The 21,143-nt window shown below is 71.1% G+C and carries 21 protein-coding genes; 15 read left to right on the forward strand and 6 right to left on the reverse strand.

Annotation, left to right across the window (positions count from 1 at the left end; all coding sequences use genetic code 11):
* Window positions 1-80 precede the first annotated feature (80 nt).
* The 5 genes from C6Y14_RS04130 (at window position 81) to C6Y14_RS04150 (ending at window position 5,304) form a co-directional block, all read left to right on the forward strand.
* Window positions 81-1,238 (forward strand): Gfo/Idh/MocA family protein, encoded by a 1,158-nt coding sequence (locus C6Y14_RS04130; RefSeq protein ID WP_107015017.1) that lies wholly within the window; start codon window positions 81-83, stop codon window positions 1,236-1,238.
* 73 nt (window positions 1,239-1,311) lie between these two features.
* Complete coding sequence (locus C6Y14_RS04135) at window positions 1,312-1,998, forward strand: formylglycine-generating enzyme family protein (RefSeq protein ID WP_225890874.1); 687 nt, start codon at window positions 1,312-1,314, stop codon at window positions 1,996-1,998.
* 282 nt (window positions 1,999-2,280) lie between these two features.
* Window positions 2,281-3,684, forward strand: coding sequence for a Si-specific NAD(P)(+) transhydrogenase (gene sthA / locus C6Y14_RS04140; protein WP_107015191.1), 1,404 nt, complete (start codon window positions 2,281-2,283; stop codon window positions 3,682-3,684).
* 143 nt (window positions 3,685-3,827) lie between these two features.
* Window positions 3,828-4,448, forward strand: a complete 621-nt coding sequence (locus C6Y14_RS04145) for an L-threonylcarbamoyladenylate synthase (RefSeq protein ID WP_107015018.1) — start codon at window positions 3,828-3,830, stop codon at window positions 4,446-4,448.
* Window positions 4,449-4,482: 34 nt separating this feature from the next.
* Window positions 4,483-5,304 carry a sulfite exporter TauE/SafE family protein gene (locus C6Y14_RS04150; protein ID WP_107015019.1) on the forward strand — a complete coding sequence of 274 codons (822 nt, stop codon included), beginning with the start codon at window positions 4,483-4,485 and terminating at the stop codon, window positions 5,302-5,304.
* Between the two features lie 30 nt (window positions 5,305-5,334).
* On the opposite strand, the gene C6Y14_RS04155 is transcribed toward C6Y14_RS04150, so the two are convergent.
* From C6Y14_RS04155 to C6Y14_RS04165, 3 genes are all read right to left on the reverse strand, one after another.
* Window positions 5,335-5,997, reverse strand: a complete 663-nt coding sequence (locus C6Y14_RS04155) for an NUDIX domain-containing protein (protein WP_107015192.1) — start codon at window positions 5,995-5,997, stop codon at window positions 5,335-5,337.
* Between the two features lie 115 nt (window positions 5,998-6,112).
* Complete coding sequence (locus C6Y14_RS04160; RefSeq protein WP_225890875.1) at window positions 6,113-6,910, reverse strand: fibronectin type III domain-containing protein; 798 nt, start codon at window positions 6,908-6,910, stop codon at window positions 6,113-6,115.
* 10 nt (window positions 6,911-6,920) lie between these two features.
* On the reverse strand, window positions 6,921-7,523 hold the full coding sequence (locus C6Y14_RS04165) for a hypothetical protein (protein WP_107015020.1): 603 nt from the start codon (window positions 7,521-7,523) through the stop codon (window positions 6,921-6,923).
* Between the two features lie 364 nt (window positions 7,524-7,887).
* Here C6Y14_RS04165 and C6Y14_RS04170 point away from each other — a divergent pair, with 364 nt between their 5' ends.
* Both C6Y14_RS04170 and C6Y14_RS04175 read left to right on the forward strand, forming a co-directional pair.
* Window positions 7,888-9,945 carry a galactose-binding domain-containing protein gene (locus tag C6Y14_RS04170; RefSeq protein WP_225890876.1) on the forward strand — a complete coding sequence of 686 codons (2,058 nt, stop codon included), beginning with the start codon at window positions 7,888-7,890 and terminating at the stop codon, window positions 9,943-9,945.
* A gap of 47 nt (window positions 9,946-9,992) precedes the next feature.
* Window positions 9,993-10,616 carry a TetR/AcrR family transcriptional regulator gene (locus C6Y14_RS04175; RefSeq protein ID WP_107015022.1) on the forward strand — a complete coding sequence of 208 codons (624 nt, stop codon included), beginning with the start codon at window positions 9,993-9,995 and terminating at the stop codon, window positions 10,614-10,616.
* 91 nt (window positions 10,617-10,707) lie between these two features.
* Here C6Y14_RS04175 and C6Y14_RS04180 read toward each other — a convergent pair whose 3' ends face one another.
* A complete protein-coding gene (locus C6Y14_RS04180; RefSeq protein ID WP_107015023.1) occupies window positions 10,708-11,460 on the reverse strand; it encodes a LysR family substrate-binding domain-containing protein in 753 nt (250 codons plus the stop codon).
* A 37-nt stretch (window positions 11,461-11,497) separates the two neighbouring features.
* Between C6Y14_RS04180 and C6Y14_RS04185 the strand changes: the two genes are divergently transcribed.
* Together C6Y14_RS04185 and C6Y14_RS04190 are read left to right on the forward strand one after the other, a co-directional pair.
* A complete protein-coding gene (locus C6Y14_RS04185) occupies window positions 11,498-11,905 on the forward strand; it encodes a DUF5997 family protein (RefSeq protein ID WP_107015024.1) in 408 nt (135 codons plus the stop codon).
* Window positions 11,906-11,989: 84 nt separating this feature from the next.
* Window positions 11,990-13,015 carry an LLM class flavin-dependent oxidoreductase gene (locus tag C6Y14_RS04190; protein WP_107015025.1) on the forward strand — a complete coding sequence of 342 codons (1,026 nt, stop codon included), beginning with the start codon at window positions 11,990-11,992 and terminating at the stop codon, window positions 13,013-13,015.
* A 21-nt stretch (window positions 13,016-13,036) separates the two neighbouring features.
* On the opposite strand, the gene C6Y14_RS45805 is transcribed toward C6Y14_RS04190, so the two are convergent.
* Window positions 13,037-13,555, reverse strand: a complete 519-nt coding sequence (locus C6Y14_RS45805) for a GNAT family N-acetyltransferase (RefSeq protein WP_404828709.1) — start codon at window positions 13,553-13,555, stop codon at window positions 13,037-13,039.
* Window positions 13,556-13,638: 83 nt separating this feature from the next.
* Between C6Y14_RS45805 and C6Y14_RS04200 the strand changes: the two genes are divergently transcribed.
* The 6 genes from C6Y14_RS04200 (at window position 13,639) to C6Y14_RS44450 (ending at window position 19,618) form a co-directional block, all read left to right on the forward strand.
* A complete protein-coding gene (locus tag C6Y14_RS04200) occupies window positions 13,639-13,908 on the forward strand; it encodes a hypothetical protein (protein ID WP_107015027.1) in 270 nt (89 codons plus the stop codon).
* Between the two features lie 318 nt (window positions 13,909-14,226).
* Complete coding sequence (locus tag C6Y14_RS04205) at window positions 14,227-14,901, forward strand: response regulator transcription factor (protein WP_107015028.1); 675 nt, start codon at window positions 14,227-14,229, stop codon at window positions 14,899-14,901.
* 8 nt (window positions 14,902-14,909) lie between these two features.
* The gene (locus C6Y14_RS04210; RefSeq protein ID WP_225890877.1) at window positions 14,910-16,649 is read left to right on the forward strand and encodes a hybrid sensor histidine kinase/response regulator; all 1,740 of its coding nucleotides are present in this window, start codon (window positions 14,910-14,912) and stop codon (window positions 16,647-16,649) included.
* A gap of 68 nt (window positions 16,650-16,717) precedes the next feature.
* Entirely contained in the window at window positions 16,718-16,939 is a 222-nt protein-coding gene (locus tag C6Y14_RS04215) for a hypothetical protein (protein WP_107015030.1), read from the forward strand.
* 113 nt (window positions 16,940-17,052) lie between these two features.
* Window positions 17,053-17,619, forward strand: a complete 567-nt coding sequence (locus C6Y14_RS04220) for an antibiotic biosynthesis monooxygenase (protein ID WP_225890878.1) — start codon at window positions 17,053-17,055, stop codon at window positions 17,617-17,619.
* A 151-nt stretch (window positions 17,620-17,770) separates the two neighbouring features.
* The gene (locus tag C6Y14_RS44450) at window positions 17,771-19,618 is read left to right on the forward strand and encodes a hypothetical protein (RefSeq protein ID WP_199854610.1); all 1,848 of its coding nucleotides are present in this window, start codon (window positions 17,771-17,773) and stop codon (window positions 19,616-19,618) included.
* Window positions 19,619-20,075: 457 nt separating this feature from the next.
* Here C6Y14_RS44450 and C6Y14_RS04230 read toward each other — a convergent pair whose 3' ends face one another.
* On the reverse strand, window positions 20,076-20,876 hold the full coding sequence (locus C6Y14_RS04230) for a L,D-transpeptidase family protein (RefSeq protein WP_225890879.1): 801 nt from the start codon (window positions 20,874-20,876) through the stop codon (window positions 20,076-20,078).
* Window positions 20,877-21,143: the final 267 nt, after the last annotated feature.

The following is a 21,143-nucleotide window of genomic DNA, read 5'->3' on the forward strand; positions in this document are numbered from 1 at the left end:
ACGGATCCAGGAGCAGGGACGGATCCAAGACCAGTGCACCACCGCAAAGCAACGCACCACCGATCCGAAGAGGGACAGTCATGGGGAGTACGCTCGGCGTCGCCGTCGTGGGGTTCGGCTGGATGGGGCGGGTGCACACCCAGGCGTACGCGCGCGTGCCGCACCACTTCCCGGACCTGTCCGTACGGCCCGAACTGATCGCGGTCGCCGACGAGGTGCCCGGCCGGGCCGAGGAGGCCGCCGCGCAGTACGGCTTCGCGACGGCGGCCCGGGACTGGCGCGAGATCGCCGCCGATCCCCGGGTCCAGGCGGTCAGCGTCGCCGCTCCGAACTTCCTGCACCGCGAGATCGGTGTCGCCATGGCCGAGGCGGGCAAGCACCTCTGGATCGAGAAGCCGGTCGGCCTCACCGCCGACGACGCGCGGGCCGTCGCGGGCGCCGTAGCCAAGACGGGCGTCCAGGGCACGGTCGGCTTCAACTACCGCAACGCGCCCGCCGTCGCCGCCGCCCGCGAACTGATCGCCGCCGGCGAGATCGGCACCGTCACGCACGTCCGTATCCGCCTCTTCAGCGACTATGCCGCGCATCCCGAGGGCGCCCTGACCTGGCGTTACGAGCGTGAGCGCGGCGGCAGCGGAGTGCTCGGCGACCTCGCTTCGCACGGTGTGGACCTGGCCCGCTTCCTGCTCGGCGAGATCGCGTCGCTGACCGCCGACACGGCCGTCTTCCTCCCCGAGCGGGCCCGGCCCACCGGGGCCACCGCCGGCCACACCCGGTCCACCGGCGGCGAGTTGGGGCCCGTCGAGAACGAGGACTACGTGTCCTGCCTGCTGCGCTTCGCCTCCGGCGCCCGCGGTGTCCTGGAGGCCTGCCGGGTGTCGGTCGGCGAGCAGAACAACTACGGCTTCGAGATCCACGGCACCAAGGGCGCGGTCTCATGGGACTTCCGTCGAATGGGTGAACTGGGAGTCAGCCGCGGCACGTCGTTCCAGGACCAGCCGGTGAGCACGCTGTACGTGGGCCCCGGGCACGGTGAGTACGCCGCTTTCCAGCCGGGCTCGGCCAACAGCATGGGATACGACGATCTGAAGGTCATCGAGGCGCACAACTTCCTGCGCTCCATCGCCGAGGGCACGCCGTACGGGGCCACGCTGGAGGACGCCGTCCACAGCGCAACTGCCCTGGACGCCATGGCCCGTTCCGCCGAGCACGGCACCTGGGTGAGTCCGGGGAACTGAGTCTGGCATAAGCCCGGGGTACGTGCCGACACGCGCCGTGGGCCCATCGGATCATCAGTAGGATTGCCTGCTCATGGACACACGCCAGGTGAACGAGATGATCGCTGTCCCGCCGGGGCAGGTCACGCTGTCGGACCGGCGGACACGGCGCAGTTGGTCGGTCGAGCTCGCGCCCTACCGGCTCGGGGCCTTCCCTGTCACGCAGGCGCTGTACGCGCGGGTCTCGGGCATGCGGCCGAGCAGCGCGGACGGGGACCAACTGCCCGTCGAGGGGGTCTCGTGGTGGGACGCGGTCCGGTTCTGCAACGCCCTGTCGCTGCGGGAGGGGCTGACGCCGGCCTACGCCATCCGTGCGGACGGCGGGGGCGTCGGCTTGGACGTCGACTGGGACCGGGGCGCCGACGGCTACCGGCTGCCCACGGAGGCCGAGTGGGAGCACGGTTGCCGTGCGGGTACGCCGGGGCCGCGGTACGGGCCGCTCGACGAGATCGCCTGGTACCGCGACAACTCCCAGGAACGCGTCCACGACGTGGGCGGCAAGCGGCCCAACCAGTGGGGCCTGCACGACATGCTGGGCAACGTGTGGGACTGGTGCTGGGACGTCTACGACGCGGAGGTGTACGGGGGGTACCGGGTGTTGCGCGGGGGCGGGTGGTTCGACGAGCACTGGAGTGTCCGCGCCGGCGCGCGGCGGCGCAGCCATCCTGGCTACCAGGTCGACGACGTGGGCTTCCGGGTCGCCCGATCCGTCCCGAACTGAGCCGCGCGCCGGCCGGCGGGGGGCGGTTCGCGCAGTTCCCCGCGCCCCTGAGGGGGCGGGGTGACGCGGCAGCGTGCGAGCTGCGGCCCCGGTGGGGGTTGCCCGCGCCGTTCCCCGCGCCCCTGAAGGGGCAGGGGCGGAGCCCCGCTCCTGAGGGGCGCGGGGAACTGCGCCGCCCGCCCCCACCGGGCCGCGGTACAGACACAACCGCACACCCCCCTCACCCCGCCCGGAGGGCAACTCACCCTTTCGGGGGAAAGGCTCGGCTGACAGACTCTGGTGGTGCGCGACTTCGACTTCCTCGTCATCGGATCCGGCCCGGGCGGCCAGAAGGCCGCCATCGCCGCGGCAAAGCTCGGCCGCCGGGTCGCCGTCGTAGACCGCCCCGACATGGTCGGAGGGGTCTCCATCCACACCGGAACCATCCCCTCGAAGACCCTGCGCGAGGCGGTCCTCTATCTCACCGGTCTCACCCAACGGGACCTGTACGGCCAGAGCTACCGGCTCAAGGAGGACATCACCGTCGCCGACCTGACCGCGCGCACCCAGCACGTGGTCGGCCGCGAGGTGGACGTCATCCGCAGTCAGCTGTCCCGCAACCACGTCTCCCTGTTCGCCGGCACCGGCCGCTTCGTGGACGACCACACGGTCGCCCTGCGCGAGGTGACCGGCAACGAGAAGCTGCTGACCGCGGACAACATCGTCATCGCGACCGGCACCAGGCCGGCCAGGCCCGCGACCGTCGAGTTCGACGAGCTGACGGTCCTGGACTCCGACAACGTTCTCAACCTGGAGCGGGTACCCCGTTCCATGGTCATCGTCGGGGCCGGCGTGATCGGCATGGAGTACGCCTCCATGTTCGCCGCCCTCGGCAGCAAGATCACCGTGGTCGAACAGCGCCCCGGGATGCTCGACTTCTGCGACGTCGAGGTGATCGAGTCGCTGAAGTACCACCTCAGGGACCTGGCCGTCACCTTCCGTTTCGGCGAGACGGTCGCCGCGGTCGAGCGTCACGCGCGGGGCACGCTCACCGTCCTGGAGAGCGGCAAGAAGATCCCCGCGGACGCCGTGATGTACTCCGCGGGCCGGCAGGGCCTCACCGACGACCTGGACCTCGACAGGGCCGGCCTGTCCGCCGACAGGCGCGGCCGGATCAAGGTGGACGAGCACTACCGCACCGAGGTGCCGCACATCTACGCGGTCGGTGACGTCATCGGCTTCCCGGCGCTGGCGGCGACCTCGATGGAACAGGGGCGTACGGCGGCGTACCACGCGTGCGGCGAGCCGGTGGCCCGGATGCACGACCTCCAGCCGATCGGCATCTACACGATTCCCGAGATCAGCTTCATCGGGAAAACCGAGGACCAGCTCACCGAGGAACGCGTGCCGTTCGAGGTCGGTGTCTCCCGCTACCGCGAACTGGCCCGGGGCCAGATCATCGGCGACTCGCACGGCATGCTCAAGCTGCTCGTCTCCCCCGACGACCGGAAACTGCTCGGCGTGCACTGCTTCGGTACGGGTGCGACGGAGCTGATTCACATCGGGCAGTCGGTGATGGGGTGCGGCGGGACGGTCGACTATCTGGTCGACGCGGTCTTCAACTATCCGACGCTCGCGGAGTCCTACAAGGTCGCCGCGCTCGACGCGACGAACAAGATCCGGCAGATCGACCGGCTTCGGGACTGATCGGGCGCCCCTCGCCGGCGCCGGGTGCGGTTCGATGTCCGGTGCCGGCCGGTGGGGGTCACCCGCGCCCCGCGGCGCAGCCGCAAGTGTCACAGCCCCGCGCCCCTGACGGGCCGGAGGCCCGAGGGGCATAAGCTCACCGCGTGGCAAAGTACTTCGATGTTCATCCCGAGAATCCTCAGGCGCGCACCATCACCCAGGTCGCCGACTCCATTCGCGCGGGCGCGCTCGTCGTCTATCCCACGGACTCCTGCTTCGCGCTGGGGTGCCAGCTGGGCAGTCGTGACGGTATCGACCGGATCCGCTCCATCCGCCGGCTCGACGACCGTCACCACTTCACGCTGGTGTGCCAGAACTTCGCGCAGCTCGGCCAGTTCGTGCAGGTCGACAACGACGTGTTCCGTGCCATCAAGGCCTCGACGCCCGGCAGTTACACCTTCATCCTCCCCGCGACCAGGGAGGTTCCGCGCAAGCTGCTCCACCCGAAGAAGAAGACCGTCGGGGTCCGCATCCCCGACCACGTGGTCGCCCAGGCGCTGCTCGCCGAACTCGGTGAGCCGCTGCTGTCCAGCACCCTCCTCCTGCCCGACGAGGAGGAGCCGATGACCCAGGGCTGGGAGATCAAGGAGCGCCTCGACCACTCCGTCGACGCGGTGATCGACTCCGGCGACTGCGGCACCGAGCCGACCACGGTCATCGACTTCTCCAGCGGCGAGGCCGAGATCGTCCGCAAGGGAGCCGGCGACATCTCACGGTTCGAGTGACCCGCGACCCGGCGGTGGTACGGCGGGGCCTCGCGTGACGCCGTGGGAGGCCGTCGCGGTGTTCGCGGCGGGCGTGGGCGCGGGCGGGGTCAACACCGTGGTCGGTTCCGGGACCCTGATCACCTTTCCCGTGCTGCTCGCCACCGGTCTGCCGCCTGTCACCGCGACCGTCTCGAACGCGCTCGGTCTGGTCCCCGGCGCGATCAGCGGAGCGTTCGGCTACCGCAAGGAGCTGCGCGGTCAGCGGCGGCGCATCCTGCGGCTGAGCGTCGGTGCGCTGCTGGGCGGCTTCACGGGGGCCGTGCTGCTGCTGGCGCTGCCCGCGACGGCGTTCGAGAGGATCGTGCCGGTCGTGGTGGGGCTGGCGCTCGTCCTGGTCGCGTTCCAGCCGCTGATCACGAAGCGTTTGCGCCGCCGCGCGGGGGATCGTTCGTCGGCCGCGGGTCCGCGGGGGCCGGTCGCGCAGTCCCCCGCGCCTCTCAAGGACGGGCCGCGCGACCGGGACGGCGGTCCGCTGCTGTTCGTCGGGCTGGCCCTCGCGAGCGTCTACGGCGGCTACTTCGCGGCGGCTCAGGGGATCATCTACATGTCCCTGATGGGAGTGCTCCTGGACGAGACGATGCAACGCCTGACCGCCGTCAAGAACGTCCTCGTCGCCGTCGTCAACACCGTCGCCGCGACCTTCTTCCTCTTCGTTGCGGACTTCGACTGGACGGCCGTCGCGCTGATCGCCGTCGGCTCCGCGATCGGCGGCCAGCTGGGCGCCGCGGTCGGCCGCCGTTTCAGCCCGGTGGTCCTGCGCGTCCTCATCGTGACGATCGGCACGGTCGCCCTCGTCCAACTGCTGCTGCGCTGACCGCCGCGTGCGCCCACGGGGCGGCGGGACTCACTTGCTGAACGGTCCCTCCAGCGCCGCCCACTGCAACAGCATGATGGTCTTGGCGTCGGCGATCTCCCCCGTACGGATCATGCCCAGGGCCTGCCTGAAGGGCAGTTCGACGGTTTCGATGTCCTCGCCCTCCTCGTCCAGTCCGCCGCCCTCGTGGGTACGGGTGGACGGTCCGTAGGAGGCGGCGTAGAAGGTGACGCGCTCGGTGACCGAGCCGGGGCTCATGTAGACGTCGAAGACCCGCTCGACCTCGCCGACCGTGTGCCCGGTCTCCTCGATGACCTCGCGCCGTACGGCGACCTCGGGGTGCTCGTCGTCATCGTCGAGCAGACCGCCCGGTGTCTCGACGAGCATGCCGTCGGGGTGTCCGTTGACGTACACGGGATAGCGGAACTGCCGGGTCAGCAGCACGGTCTCGCGTTCCGTGTCGTACAGCAGGATCGTGGCGCCGTTGCCGCGGTCGTGCGTCTCGCGTTCCTGGGTGGACCAGGTGCCGTCGGCGAGCTGGAGGTCGAACGTCGTAGTGCGCTCCACGTACCAGTGGCAGGACAGCAGGGTCACGTCCCGCACCTTGACCCGGGGGTTCCCCGTCAGGTCGAGGCCGACCCGGTCGAGTCCGGTACGGCCCCTGCGGTCCGGGGTGTCGATGCCCGCGGTCATCGTGCGCCGACCGGGGAGGTTGCGCGGGTGGGAGCAGTACGGGTGGAAGAAGTTCGGGTGGAACAAGTGGTCATGTCCTGCTTCTACCATCCCGGTCCCGCCCCTGTCAGGCGTGTCATTGATCAGCGGAGGCGCCGGTGGTCAGCCGGACGACGTTCGACAGCGCGCCGCGTGTGAACGCCCTGACCCGGTAGGACCCCCGTTTCTCGGTGGGCAGGGTGATCAGCCCCGCGGAATTGATGTCTGGTTCGAAGACGGCGAGGGGCGCGTAGCCGGAGTCGCCACCGGAGTCCTCTCCGGAGCCCCTCCCTGGTTCCCCGGAGATACGGGACTCCAGCAGAAACCCATCCTCGTCCGACGCGTGGTCCGTCCATGTGAACAGAATGCCGTTCGCATGCTTGACCACCGCCTTGAACCCGGTGGGTGCCCCGGCGCCCGTGGACCGTAGTGGCCGGCCCGGGGCAGTGCGCTGCGGGTCCGTGCGGGCGGGCAGCCAGTCATGGCCGGCGTCCTCGTCGGCCGCCGTCAGCTCGCCCGGCGGCAGGACGACGTCCACCGGCTTCGACGCGGGGCCGGCGAAGGCCCGCAGCCGGTAGTGGAACGTGGTGTGGGGCATCAGGTCGGGGTGCCGGTAGCTCGTCACCCGGGGCGGCAGATACTGCAGCACGGTGTACGGGCCTGCCGCGTCCGTCGCGAATTCGAGGATGTGGCCCGACGTGCCCGGAGCGCCGCTCCGCCAGTGCAGGTCGATGTCCGTGGGCGAGACGCGCTCGGCGCGGAGGACGACGTCCGGGGCCGCGGTCGCCGTGCGGGGTGTGCGGGGCGTGTCGCAGGCCGACAGCGCCGGGCCGAGGACAAGGGCGAGGCCCAGGACCAGGACTGCCGGCGCCGCGCCGCGTACGGGAACTCTCATGTGCTCGCTGCTACTTGCGCCAGAACTTGACGTTGCTCCACACGACGGTGGCCGGGCCGTTGCCGCTGTTGGTGCGGTAGGCGCCGAACTTGTCGTAGAAGCTGCCGCCGGGGCTCGCGTAGGTGTGCTTGAGCGAGCCGTTGATGTAGGTGCGGTGCGAAGTGCCCACCTGGTGGACGGTGTTGACCCGGACGGTGGCACCGACCGTGCCGGCGTCGGAGAGGGTGTCGCCGCCGTGGACCGCGTAGAGGCGTCCGCCGCGTTCGGCGGCAAGCATGAAGTACGGGCCTGCCGCCGACTCGTTGAAGGTCTGTTTGAGGCTGATGCGGGTGCCGCTGAGGCTGCTGATCCGGAAGTAGCCCTCGAACTGGCGGGTGCCGCCGGTGTAGGTGGCGTACCGCCGCTCGGCCCGCTGGTCTCCGCTCGCCGTGGAGCAGGTGAGCTGGAAGGTCAGGCCGTCGACCTGTCCGCAGCCGCGTTCCTGCACGGTGTAGGTGGGTGAGACCGACGTCCAGCCGCCTGGCTCCACCTCGGCGAGGGCGTTCGGGGCGGCGGCCAGGAGGGAAGCGCATACCGCGCCTGTGACGGTGAGCGCTCTGGAACGCGTGAGCATGTCGACTCCTCAGATGTGGGGGTTCGCCAGCCGTTCAAATACACATACATGAACGATGGGCGTGTCACTGAACAGCTGACTGGGAAGGTAGGACTGGACCAACGAGCCGTCAAGAGGTCTGTACGTGCGGGCCGGTGGGGGTTGCTCGCGCAGTTCCCCGCGCCCCTCCGGTGCGCGGCCCACCCCCACCGGACCGCAGCCGGACCGACCTCCCGCCGACCCGACGCCCCATCAGGTCAAGCGTCCCGGACTCTTGACTCTCCCCTCCGCAGTCGGGATTCTCGTCCCCACGCGTTTGCAGGAGCCATGACAAGCCGTCACAAGACATTCAGCGTGCCGTCGACCGAAGACGTGGGTGATGTTCATGACCCGACAACCTCTCCACCGGCGCCGGCCGCTCACGGTCCTGTCGCTGCTGTTCGTCGTGATGGCCATGGCGCTCGGGCCCACGCCGAGTTCCGCCGCCGGGACGGACTGGTGGGACCCGACCGCGCGGCCCGCGCCCGACTCGCAGATCAACGTCACCGGGGAACCCTTCAAGGGCACGGACTCCCAGGGCGAGGTACGCGGATTCGTCGACGCGCACAACCACATCATGGCCAACGAGGCGTTCGGCGGCCGGCTCATCTGCGGCAAACCGTTCTCGAAGGCGGGGGTCGCCGACGCCCTCAAGGACTGTCCCGAGCACTACCCCGACGGCTCGCTGGCCCTCTTCGACTTCATCACCAACGGCGGTGACGGCAAGCACGACCCGGACGGCTGGCCCACGTTCAAGGACTGGCCCGCCCATGACTCGCTGACCCACCAGCAGAACTACTACGCCTGGGTCGAGCGGGCCTGGCGCGGCGGCCAGCGCGTACTCGTCAACGACCTCGTCACCAACGGCGTGATCTGCTCGGTCTACCCCTTCAAGGACCGCGGCTGCGACGAGATGACGTCCATCCGGCTGCAGGCGAAGCTGACCTACGACATGCAGGACCACATCGACGCCATGTACGGCGGGCCGGGCAAGGGCTGGTTCAGGATCGTCACCGACAGCGCGCAGGCCCGTGAGGTCGCCCAGCAGGGCAAACTCGCCGTCGTCCTGGGCGTGGAGACGTCCGAGCCGTTCGGCTGCAAGCAGATCCTGGACATCGCGCAGTGCGACAGGGCCGACATCGACGCCGGCCTGGACGAGCTGTACGACCTCGGTGTGCGCAGCATGTTCCTGTGCCACAAGTTCGACAACGCCCTGTGCGGAGTCAGGTTCGACGAGGGCGGCCTCGGCACGGCGATCAACGTCGGCCAGTTCCTGTCGACTGGCACCTTCTGGCAGACGGAGAAGTGCACGGGCCCGCAGCACGACAACCCCATCGGGGGCGCGGCGGCGCCGGGCGCCGAGAAGGAACTGCCCGCGGGCGTCGACGTACCGTCGTACGACGAGGACGCGCAGTGCAACAAGCGCGGGCTCACCGATCTCGGTGAGTACGCGGTGCGCGGGCTGATGAAGCGCAAGATGATGCTGGAGATCGACCACATGGGCGTGCAGGCCACCGGTCGGGCGCTCGACATCTTCGAGGCCGAGTCCTACCCCGGTGTGATCTCCTCGCACAGCTGGATGGACCTGAACTGGACCGAGCGGGTCTACCGGCTCGGCGGGTTCATCGCCCAGTACATGCACGGCTCCGAGCAGTTCGGCGCGGAGGCCGCGCGGACGAAGGCCCTGCGTGACAAGTACGACGTGGGCTACGGCTACGGCACCGACATGAACGGCGTCGGCGGCTGGCCCGCCCCGCGCGGCGCGGACGCCCCGAACCCGGTCACGTACCCGTTCCGCAGCACCGACGGCACCGCCGTGCTCGACCGGCAGACCACCGGGCAGCGCACCTGGGACATCAACACCGACGGCGCCGCCCACTACGGGCTCGTCCCGGACTGGATCGAGGACATCAGGCTGGTCGCGGGGCAGGGCGTCGTGGACGACCTGTTCCGGGGCGCCGAGTCCTACCTCGACACCTGGGGCGCGTCGGAGCAGCACAAGGCGGGAGTGAACCTCGCCAAGGGCGCGCCCGCGTCGGCCAGTTCGTCGGAGTCGAGCATCTTCACCAGTTACGGGCCCGGCCGGGCCGTGGACGGTGACACGGGCACCCGCTGGGCCAGCGACTGGAGCGACGACCAGTGGCTGCGGATCGACCTCGGCTCCACCAGCACGGTCAGGCGGGTCACCCTCGACTGGGAGCGCGCCTACGCGAAGTCGTACCGCGTGGAGGTCTCCACCAACGGCACGGACTGGCAGTCCGTGTGGTCCACCACCGCCGGGGACGGCGGCCTGGACACGGCCGGGTTCGCCGGCGTACCCGCCCGGTATGTGCGGATCCACGGGCTGGACCGCGGTACGGACTGGGGTTACTCCCTGTACGAGGTGGGCGTCCACAGCAGCTGACGCCCACCGGTGACCCACCTGGAACGAGCAGGCGTGGAAGGAACCACATGGCACGGATGCCGTCGGCCGAGCGGCGCCGGCAGCTCACCGAGGCGGCCATCCGCGCGATGACGCGGGACGGCGTCCCCAGGACGACGACCCGGTCCATCGCGGCCGAGGCGGGCGTGTCACTGAGCGTCTTCCACTACTGCTTCGACTCCAAGCAGGCGCTGATCGAGTCCGTCATCGAGACGATCACCGGTCACTCGGTCACGGTGGTGCGCGAGGCGATCCGGCCGCGGGCGACCCTGCGGGAGACGGTCGCGGCCGGCTTCCGGGCGTACTGGGATCACGTGTCCGCGCATCCGGGCGAGCACATGCTCACGTACGAGCTGACGCAGTACGCCCTGCGGCAGCCGGGGTTCGAGCATCTGGCGCGGCGGCAGTACGAGCTGTACTCCGACACCTATGCGGAGCTGGTCGAGCAGCTCAGCCGTGACATGGACTTCGTGCTGCGGGTGCCCGTGCCGGTGCTGGCCCGCTATCTGGCGGCCATGACGGACGGGTTGACGCTCAACTTCCTGGTGCTCGGGGACGATTCGGCGTGGGCGGACATCCTCGACACGATCACGGACCACGTGGCGGGGCTTGTCCGCGACACGGACGAGGTCTGGACCTCGGACGGTCCGTAGCGGGTGGTGATGAGCCTGCGGGCCCGGTGGGGGCTGGGCGCGCCCCGCGGCGGAGCCGCAAAGTGTCACCGCCCCGCGCCCCTTACGGGGCTCAGCGGCCCCGGGGTTTGCCTCGCTTGGCGCTCTTCGTGTTCTTCGTGGTCTTGGCACCCTTGGTTTTGCCTGTGGCCGGCTTGCGTCGGGGGGTGGCCTTGGCCGGGGGGCGAGCTGCCTTCGGCTCGGCTACGGGCTGTGTGCGGCCTCGGGAGCTGTTGACCGTGCGGCCGCGGACGATGCCGATGAAGTCCTCCACCAGGTCGGTCGTCCGGTCCTCGGGCCACGACAGGGCCACCCGTGACTCCGGGGCGTCCGTCACCGGCCGGTATGTGAGGTCCTTGCGGTGGTGGAGGCGGGCGATCGACTGCGGCACGACGAGGAGCCCCACTCCCGCCGCCACCAGGTCGACCGCGTCGGCCGTCGTGGCGGGGCGCTCGATCGCGGGGCGGCCCGGCAGGCGCTCCCAGTCGAGGGGGTCGTCGAGGGGGTGCAGCACGATGTCGTCCGCCAGGTCCTCGGCGCTCACCTCGTCCACCGCGGCCACGACGTGGTCCTTGGGGACGACGACCACGGTCGTCTCGGCGTAGAGGGGGATCGCGCTGAGGTCCGTACCGTCGACCGGCAGCCGGACCAGGCCCGCGTCGGCGGCGCCGCCCCGCAGCGCGTCGAAGGCCTCGCCGACGGACATCGCGTGGAGGGTCAGGGGGACGTCGGGCAGCCGCTCGTTCCAGATCCGCACCCACTTGCTGGGTGTCACTCCCGGGACATACGCGAGCCGGAACGAAGGGGAATCTTCCGAGCCTGTCACCTGGCCAGGTTACCCGGCGTGGTCGGCGCTGGTTCACATGCTCGATACCCTTGGGGTTATGACGTCGCACGAGAACACCCAGACGATGAAGCCCGCGACCGCGGCGAAGAAGCTGGGTGTGTACCTAGAGGCCACACCCGCCGAGTTCCAGGAAGGTGTCGTCTCGCGCTCCGAGCTCACCGCGCTCCAGGCCGATCCGCCCGAGTGGCTGCAGGAGCTGCGCCGCACCGGGCCGCACCCCCGGCCGGTGGTCGCCGCCAAGCTCGGCGTCTCCATCTCGGGGCTCGCCCGCGGCGGCGTGACGGACGCCCTCACCACGGACGAGATCGAGGCCTTGAAGGCGGACTCCCCGGAGTGGCTCCAGAAGGAGCGCGCCACGCAGGCCGAGGTCCGCAAGGAGACGGCACGTATCAAGGACCTCAAGGACAAGAAGGCCGAGCGGTAGCAGCCGGGCCGTAGCAGTGCAGTACCCATGAGGCAGTAGCAGTGCAGTACCCGTAGAACTCGTGCCGGACGCTGGAGGAGCCCCGTGCCGCTGCCCACCCGACCGTTGCGGAAGCTGGGCTTCCTGACCATCGGCCTGTTCGACGACGCCGATCCCCGGGCGGGCCACGAGTCCACGCTGGAGATCATCGAACTCGGTGAGCGGCTCGGCTTCGACAGCGCGTGGCTGCGCCACCGGCACCTCCAGTACGGGATCTCCTCCCCCGTGGCCGTCCTCGCCGCGGCCTCGCAGCGCACCAGCCGGATCGAGCTGGGCACCGCGGTCATCCCGCTGGGCTGGGAGAACCCGCTGCGCCTCGCCGAGGACCTGGCCACCGTCGACCTCCTGTCCGGGGGACGCCTCAATCCGGGCGTCAGCGTCGGTCCGCCGATGCACTTCGACCAGGTCAAGGACGCGCTGTATCCGGACACGGCCGACACCGAGGACTTCGGCTACGACCGGGTGAGCCGCCTGCTGGACTTCGTACGGGGCAAACCGGCCACCGACTTCAGCGGCGTCGAGGGGTTCGAGGTGTTCTCGGACCGCGTCCAGCCGCACGCCGCGGGGCTGGGCGGCCGGCTCTGGTACGGCGGCGGCAGCCTGCGGTCGGCCCGATGGGCGGGCGAGCACGGGATGAACTTCCTGACCAGCAGTGTCGTGAAGGCGGAGGAGTCCGAGGACTTCGCCGAGATCCAGCTGTCCCACGTACGGGCCTTCCGCGCCCATCACCCCGACGGCGAGCGCGCCCGCGTCTCCCAGGGGCTCGTCGTCATCCCCACCGACAGTGCCACTCCCGAGCAGCGCGCGAAGTACGAGGCGTACGTCGAGAAGCGCACTCCGCGCACGACGACGACCCACGGTCCCGCGCGCATGATGTTCGCGCCCGACCTCGTCGGGACCTCCGCCGAGATCGCCGAACGGCTGTACGCCCAGGCCGCGTTCCGGGAGATCGACGAGGTCGCGTTCGCGCTGCCCTTCACCTTCGGGCACGCGGACTACGTGCAGATCCTCACCGACATCGCCACCCGGCTCGGCCCGGCGCTGGGCTGGCGGCCGTCCGCCCAGGGATAGTCGGCCCCTCCCCGGTGTGCCTCAGTCGCTGACCTTGCTGCGCGCCTGGTACAGCAGGTCGCCGTACTCGGGGTGGCGGGCGATCCAGCCGGCGTAGAACGGGCAGGTGGCCAGCACCCGCAAACCAGCGGCGCGGGCCTCGTCCAGGGAGACCCGGACCAGCGCGGAGCCGACGCCCTTGCCCTCGCACTCCGGGCTCACCTCGGTGTGCACGAACGCGATGAGTTCCGTCGTGCGGATGTACTGCGCGTATCCCACGACCTCGGGCGCTCCGTCGAGCCGGGCCTCGTAGCGCCGCGCCCCGGGGGCGTCGATCACCTCCACCGCCATGTTCTTCTCCTTGTGTGCGTACGGTCGATCATGCGTACGGCCGATCAAGGTCACGACCCTAACCCACACGTGACCGAAATGGTCCGGTGCACCCCCGCTGACCTGCCCGTACGCGGGTGAACAGGGCGGCCGACCGGGAGCCCCCGCTCCCGTGGGGCGCCCACGTTTGGTGGATGAACACTCGCGGACGGCACGTGCGGCCCTGAGCATGGGCCTAAGAGCGGCGAGGGTACGCGATCGCGTGGCCGGATCTCCCGCTCATCCGTCCATCACTTCTCCCTCAAGGAGCAACCATGCGTGTGCGTACCATCCTTGCCGCCGGCGTCTTCGCCGCCACCGCGATCCTGGGCAGCGCCGGTGCGGCGATCGCCGACGACCACGACGAGCGCCACAACAACGATGGCCGCAACGACAGCCGCTACGAGGGCGACTTCCGCGCGTGCGGCGTGTTCGCGGGCGCCGGTGACGGCCACGCCTACTACGGCAACGGCTGCGCCGAGTCCCACTGGGAGGGCGAGAACCACGGCTCCCAGTACGGTGGCGGACGCCACTTCGGGCGCTGACGGACCGTAGCGCCGCTGTTCGGGGAACGGTCGTCACGACCGTTCCCCGACGCATGTTCCCGTGGCCCGCGTCACCGCCCCGCCGCATCGATGTCGGCGCCGCGCGGCGTCCCCCTCGACGGCCCTGTCCTGGCCCGGACTTGTGCGGCGGTGTGCGCGCTCCCCGCGCCGCACGAGCCCGTGCCGGAACTCCCCCCGTGTCGGCTCCCCCTTGAACCGCGGGTGCCTCCTGTTCTACCTTCGCCACATGGTCGGGGCATCAACGCCCGCTCACCGGCGACACAACGAGCGGGCGGCAGTGAGGCCGGGTGGTGACAGTTGCGTCCACATCTCGCGCTGATCGACGACGACACCGACTTCGCACTGATGTGCCGTTCCTATCTGGAGCGTGAAGGCTTCACGGTCACCTGGGCCATGGACGCACGGGCCGGCAAGGCCGTCATGTACCACGGCGGTGTGGATCTGGTCGTCCTCGACCTGGGGCTTCCCGACGGCAGCGGACTCGAACTGCTGCGGGCGCTGCGGGCCACCAGCCGGCTGCCGGTGATCGTCGTCAGCGGACGCGGCCACGAGACGGACCGGGTGGCGGGGCTGGAGATCGGCGCGGACGACTACCTCGTCAAGCCTTTCTCGCAGCGGGAGTTGGTGGCGCGGATCGGCGCCGTACTGCGCAGGTCCCGGCCGCCGGAGGTGCCGGCCGTCCTCGACGTGGGCTCGCTGCGCGTCGACACCGCCGCGTGTCTGGCGAGCGGTACGGGCGTCGCACTGACCCTGCGCCCCAAGGAGTACGCCCTCCTGGAACTCCTCGCGCGCTCCCCCGGCCGCGTCTTCTCCGCCGCGCAGTTGCTGGAGCAGATCTGGGGCGCGTCCTGGCAGCCGTCCGCCACCGTGATCGAGCACGTGTACCGGCTGCGCGGAAAACTCGCCCGACTTCCCGTGCCCGCCCCGAGGATCACCACGGTGCGCGGCTACGGGTACCGCCTCGACCCCTGAGAGCCGCCGTGTCCACGACCAGTCCGTCGAGCGATCCGTCAGGCAACCCGTCAGGCAGTCCATCGCCGGGTCCGCCGAGCGGCCCGTACTCCGTGCCGGACTTCCGGCAGCTCTTCGAGTTCGCGCTCTCCCCGCTGCTCATCCTGGCGCCGGACTTCGTCATCGTCGAGGTCAACCGCGCCTACCTCGCGGCCACCGGCAGAGGGCGGGACATCGTCGGCCGCCTCATCTTCGACGTGTTCCCCGACAACCCGGCCGACCCTTCGGCCGACGGCGTCGCCAACCTGCGCCGGTCGCTGGAGACCGTGGTGGGCACGGCACGTACCGACACCATGGCGCTGCAGCGGTACGACATCCCGGCGGGCGAGGACACCGACGGCGGGGCCGGGTTCGTCGAGCGCTGGTGGAGCCCGGTCAACACTCCGGTCCTGGACGCCGAGGGCCGGGTGTCGCACATCATCCACCGGGTGGAGGACGTCACCGAGTTCGTGCTGGTGCGACAGGCCGGACACGAGAAGGAGCGGGCCGCCGCCGAGGCGCGGACCCGCGCGGAGGGCATGGAGATCGACCTGTTCGTCCGCGCACGGGAGATCCGCGAGGTCAACGAGCAGTTACGGCGGCTCAACGGCGACCTCGACGCGGCGGGACGCCGGCTGCGGGAGGAGCAGCGGGCCAAGGACCGCTTCATCGCGACGCTCTCGCACGAACTGCGCAACCCGCTGGCAGCCGCCACCGCGGCGACCGAGCTGCTGGGGCTCGACATGCCCGGCGGCCATCCCGCGCTGTCCGTCCTGGAACGGCAGCTCGGCATCCTGGCACGGATGAGCAACGACCTGCTGGACGGCACCCGCGCGGTGACCGGACGGCTGGAACTGGTGCCGGAGCGGATGGACCTGCGCTCGGCCGTCGAGAGCGCCTGCGCCGACATCCGCGGCCTGTTCGGACACGAGGGGCGCGTGCTGGACGTCCGGCTGCCCGACCACCCGGTGCTCGTCGACGGCGACCGGCTGCGGCTGGCCCAGGTGCTGACCAACCTGCTGTCCAACGCGCTCAAGTACACACTGCCGGGCGGCCGTACGGCCATGGAGCTGTCGGCCGGGGAGGGGCGGGCCCGGCTCACCGTCCAGGACGACGGGATAGGTTTCGAACCCGGGCAGGCCGAGGAGCTGTTCGGGGTGTTCATGCGGGCCGCGCCGGCCGGTCCGCAGACCCCCGAGGGGCTCGGCCTCGGCCTGTCGGTGGTGCGCACCATCCTCGATCTGCACGGCGGCCGGATCTCCGCGCACAGTGACGGCCCCGGCACCGGAGCCTCGTTCACCGTCCTGCTGCCGCTGTCCGCGTCCGACGGCGACCCGCCGCCGGCCCGGCCCGTCACGGCCCGTCGTGGGCGGAAGCAGCTGGCCGTCCTGATCGTCGAGGACAACACGGATCTCGCCGCGACCTACCGCACTCTGCTGGACCGCCAGGGTCATCACGTCACGGTCGTCCACACGGGCGCGGACGCCGTCACCGCGACCGGGAGTCACCTCTTCGACGTCGTCGTGTGCGATCTCGGGCTGCCCGACATGGACGGCTACGAGGTGGCCCGTACCGTGCGCTCGCGACCGCAGGGTGCCGCACTGCGTCTCATCGCGGTCTCCGGCTTCAGCCGCGGCAGCGACCGTACGCTGTCCCGCGAGGCCGGATTCGACGCCCACCTGGCGAAACCCCTGCCGCTCGCGGACCTGCTCGACCTCCTGGAGGCCTGACCGTCCGAAGTCCCCGGGCGGTCCCCGGGCGCCTGGGTCGAAAGGGCTCGCGTGGGTACCCGTATCTCATGACTGACGTGGTGGACTCCGACGAACTCCTGCGCCGTATCCAGCGGGCCCGCTCCTGGGCCGGCCGTGAGGAGCAGACGTGGAAGGCGCGAAGCGAGGAGCTCAAGACCGCCGATCCGGACAGCTCACGCGACGCCGAGCTGCGCGGACACACCTACGAGGCCGTACGCAAGGCGCTGGACGAGATAGTCACCCCGGGTGTGCACGACGCGGACGGCTGACCCCGGCGGCCCTCGTCACCGGTACCGGTCCGTTTGCCGGTCCGCCTCGCCTTCGCCGGTCCGTTCCGCCGGCGCGTGCATGACCCGCCCGGCGCATGGAACCCGATGTGGTCATGAGCACCCCGCAGGTCCCATGCGCCGAACCCGTCACCACGGTCCTCACCTGGCAGGTACGCCCCGGCCGTGAAGCCGAATTCGAGGAGTGGACCCGGGGCGTCGCCGACTGCGTCTCGCGGTTCCCCGGCAGCCAGGGGGTGTCCTGGCTGCGGCCCGAACCCGGGCACCGGTTCCACGCCGTGCTGCGCTTCGCCGATCCGCAGCGGCTCACCGACTGGCTGACCTCGCCCGAGCGCGCGGAGTGGCACGCGCGCATCGAGGGCATCGCGACCGAGGTCCGCGACGAGCGCCAGTCGACCACCGGGATGGAGAGCTGGTTCCGGCTCCCCGGCACCACCGTGAAGGCCCCGCCGCGCTGGAAGATGGTCCTGACGACGTTCCTCGGCGCCTATCCGATGACGTTCCTCATCCAGTGGCTGGTGGCACCCGGTACGGCCGCGTGGCCCCTGCCGCTGCGCGCCGCCGTCTTCCCCATCGTGCTGCTGCCGGTGCTCACCTACCTGATCATGCCGGGGCTCAGCCGAGTGCTGCGGTTGTGGCTGTACGGCACACCCGACGACTGACCCCGTGAGCAGTCCGGTTCCGGCCCCCGTCACACGTACGCCTCATCCCGTTGGCGGCGTTTGGCGGGGGCGCTTAGAAAGGTCGCACAGCAACTCTCGGGCCGCGCGTCCGGGCCACGACAGCGACTGCACCCTTCGTAGGGAGCCGAGTATGACAACACGTTCGCCTTTCGACGCCGATCGACCTGGCATATCTCCCGAGAGCGTGGTCGACGCCACCACCATCCCGCCGCTACCGGCCTCCGCCCCCTGGCACGCCGTGCCGGACGAGGCGCCGGACCGGCCGGCGCGCGGAGCCGAGCGCCGGTACACCGACGCGGCCGACCCCCGGTACGCCGGACCGGCCGAGGCCGTCAGACAGCGGTACGCCGACCCGGCCGACGCCGACGAACACCGGTACGCCGACCCCGCCGACGAGAGCGACCACCGCTATCCCGACCCGCTCGACGAGGTCGAGCAGCGGTACGCGGACCCGGCCGACGCCGTCGAGCACCGGTACGCCGGACCGGCCGAACCCGTCGAGCACCGGTACGCGGACCCCGCCGACGAGAGCGACCGCCGGTACCCCGAGCCGGTCGACCAGGTCGCCCCTCGGTATCCCGACACGGCCGACAGGGCGCCCCGCCGCTACACCGTCGCTCCGGTCGACCGTAACGCCAGGGACGACAGGGACGGTGGGAACGACAGGGACGGTCGGGACCACCGGGACGGTCGAGACCAACGGGAAGGTCGGGACCACCGGGACGAGCGCGACGAGCGTCGCTACTCGGGGCCCGCCGACGAGGCCGACCGCCCGTACGCGGAACCGGCCGACGAGGCCCGCCGCGCGTACCCCGCCTCCGCCCCCGCCGCCGCCTCCGGACCGGCCGCCGACCCCGCCCAGGTGGCGCAGGTCCAGCCGCGGTCCGCCGACTCGGCCGCCGACTCGGCCGCCGAGTTCGACAGGAAGTACCCCGACCAGGGCGAGATCGAGGCCGACCCCGCGTACATCAACCCGGTCGACGGACTGGTGCACGCCGCGGTGGCCGACCGGCCGCTGGAAGAGGTGATCGAGCTCATCGAGCTGCTGGAGCAGTCACCGGAGTACGCGAGGGCCACGGTCGACGCGCTGCGGGCGGTCGGCACGGACCGGTCCGTGGAGGACGTGAGCCGGCTGGTGGCCCTGCTGACCCGGCCGCCGAGGAACGCCGACAGCGCCGACGAGGCGATCCGCGCGGCGGCCGAGGGCCGGCCCGTGGAGGACGTCACCAGGCTGATGGCGCTGCTGCACCGGCCCCCGCTGGAACCCCACTGCGGCGAGGCCGCGGTGCGGGCCGCCGCGACCAGCCGGCCGGTCGACGAACTGGTGGAGCTGATCGGCCGCATGGCCCATGAGCAGGGTGTGCGCGAGGGCAGGCAGCAGTCGAAGCCGCCGACGCGCGAGGAGAAGAAGGCGGCCGAGGCGGCGCGCGCGGCCGCGAAGGACGGGCCCCCCTCCGGGGACCGGCTGCTCGCCGAGGGCGGCACGGTCGCCATCGGCCGTACGGCCCGGACGCGCCGGAACAGGCCCGCGAAGTCCGTCGACTCCCCCGCCTGGCCGCGCCTGGCCGCGGCCCTGATGCTCGTGGTGTGCGGGCTGGCCCACTTCCCGCCGCACCGCGACGGCGCCTCCCTCAGCGCCTACGGGTTCGTCATGGGCGGCTGCGGTCTGTGCGTCCTGCTGGGCCTGGCACTGCTGCGCCGCAGCGTGGTGCCCGTGCTCGCCCTGGGAATCATCGTTCCCGCGGCGCTCGCCGTCGCCCAGCTCCTGGAAGGCCGTATCCAGTCGCAGGGCCTGTCCCGGGCCCTTGATCTGACGCTCGCGCCGCCGTGGCTCGCCGGCCTCGCGGCCGTGCTCGCCGCACTGGCGGCCCTGACGGCACTGGTCTCGCTGCTGGCCTCGTCGAGGCCCCGTCCGCGGCCGGACGTAAGGCAGTTGGCCGGGCAGCCGGCCGAACCGGACCGGGCGGCGGCCGGCTGACCCGGCGGGACGACGAACGGCGGCCGGCCGACACCCGAGGGTGTCGGCCGGCCGCCGTTCGTCGTCCCGATCGCGCGTCCGTCGTCATGCCGTGCGTCGACCGTCATGCCCCGCGTCGGCCGTCATGCCGTCCGTCGGCCGCCCGTTCGCGCGGGGCGCTCCCGACTTCCCGCGCAGGGGCCGTCGTTCGCCCGCGCGGGCGCTTCCTGACCGCCGCGCGACACGTAGGTGCCTCCGCTGAGGCGACGCAGGGGCGTCACTCTGATCCTGACCTCCGGCTGCTGGGTGGTGTCCATGCGTCCACAGTGCGCCGGTGGTGCCGGAGCAACCAGGTCTCTCCTGTGGGCAGGACCGCGGATCCTGGTACCCGGACCACCAGGCAACGACCTGCCGACGGCCGGTCAGCGGGCTTCCGGACAGGGGGCGTCCGGTCGGCGCGTGTCCGGGAGCAGCGGGCTCATCGTCTGAGTGCGTCCGCGTCGCCCATGACGATCGCCGGCCGGCGCGCGGGGTCGACGGCGCGCAGCAGGGCCTTCATGTCGTCCTCGCGCAGGCTGACGCAGCCCTGGGTGGGGCCGCCATGGTCGACATGCACCCAGATGCCGCCGCCCCGGCCCGCGCCGAGGGGCCGCGTCCAGTCCAGTGGTGAGGTGCCGGGCTCGCGGTTGTAGTCGATGGCGATCACATGGTCGAAGGAGCCGGCCAGCGGCTCGCCCTCGAAGCCGGTTCCGTCCACGGAGAAGCCGCCGGAGTGGTCGTAGGGGAGACGGGTGCCGGGGTTGCCGCGCAGGCCGCCCGCGTCCGTGAGCGTGTACACGCCGATGGGTGAGCGGAGATCGCCGGCCACATGATGGTCGGTCCAGCCCTTGAAGGCGTTGTGCGCGGGCCAGACCGTCCCGGCGTGCCAGCCGGACGCCGTGCGTCTGTACAGCACCGCTGTGGACACGGCGGAGTTCCGCCCCCGGCCCGTGACCATGAGCACCTGACTCGTCCTCGGCGGGATCTCGGCCGAGGTCCTGGGGCCCAGGCCCGGCAGTTGGCGCGGTGCCACGTCCAGGAAGATGCGGGGTGCGGGGGCGGGCTCGGCCCCGCCTGCCCTGGTCGGGTGCGCGCCCGGTGCGCGCTCCGTCGTCCTCGCCTCTCCGGCGCCGCAACCGGCGAGAAGAGCGAGAAGGAAGGCGAGAAGGAAGGCAGGGAGGAGGGCGACCGCCAGGCCGGCGGCGGGACGGCGTCCGGCGCCGCGTGTGCTCGTGATCATGGGTCGACCCTGGCCGACACGTACGCGGAACTGGTCAGGCGCGCGGGATCACTCACCCATCACGCTCGCACCTTCCCTCCTTCGAAACATTCGGACTGTCTGACGATTATTCAGGGGAACATAGGCGGGGCATGCCGGTTGAGCAAGAGGATCGGGACGACACGTGGGGCGATCCCGCCAACTTGAGTCAACCGAAATACCGTGCGGCACAGCCCGTTGACGGCCCGTATGACCGGCCGTAAGGTCTGCGCAGCCATTCGGAAACAT

The organism is Streptomyces dioscori (genome assembly GCF_003024195.1).
GTDB lineage: Bacteria > Actinomycetota > Actinomycetes > Streptomycetales > Streptomycetaceae > Streptomyces > Streptomyces dioscori.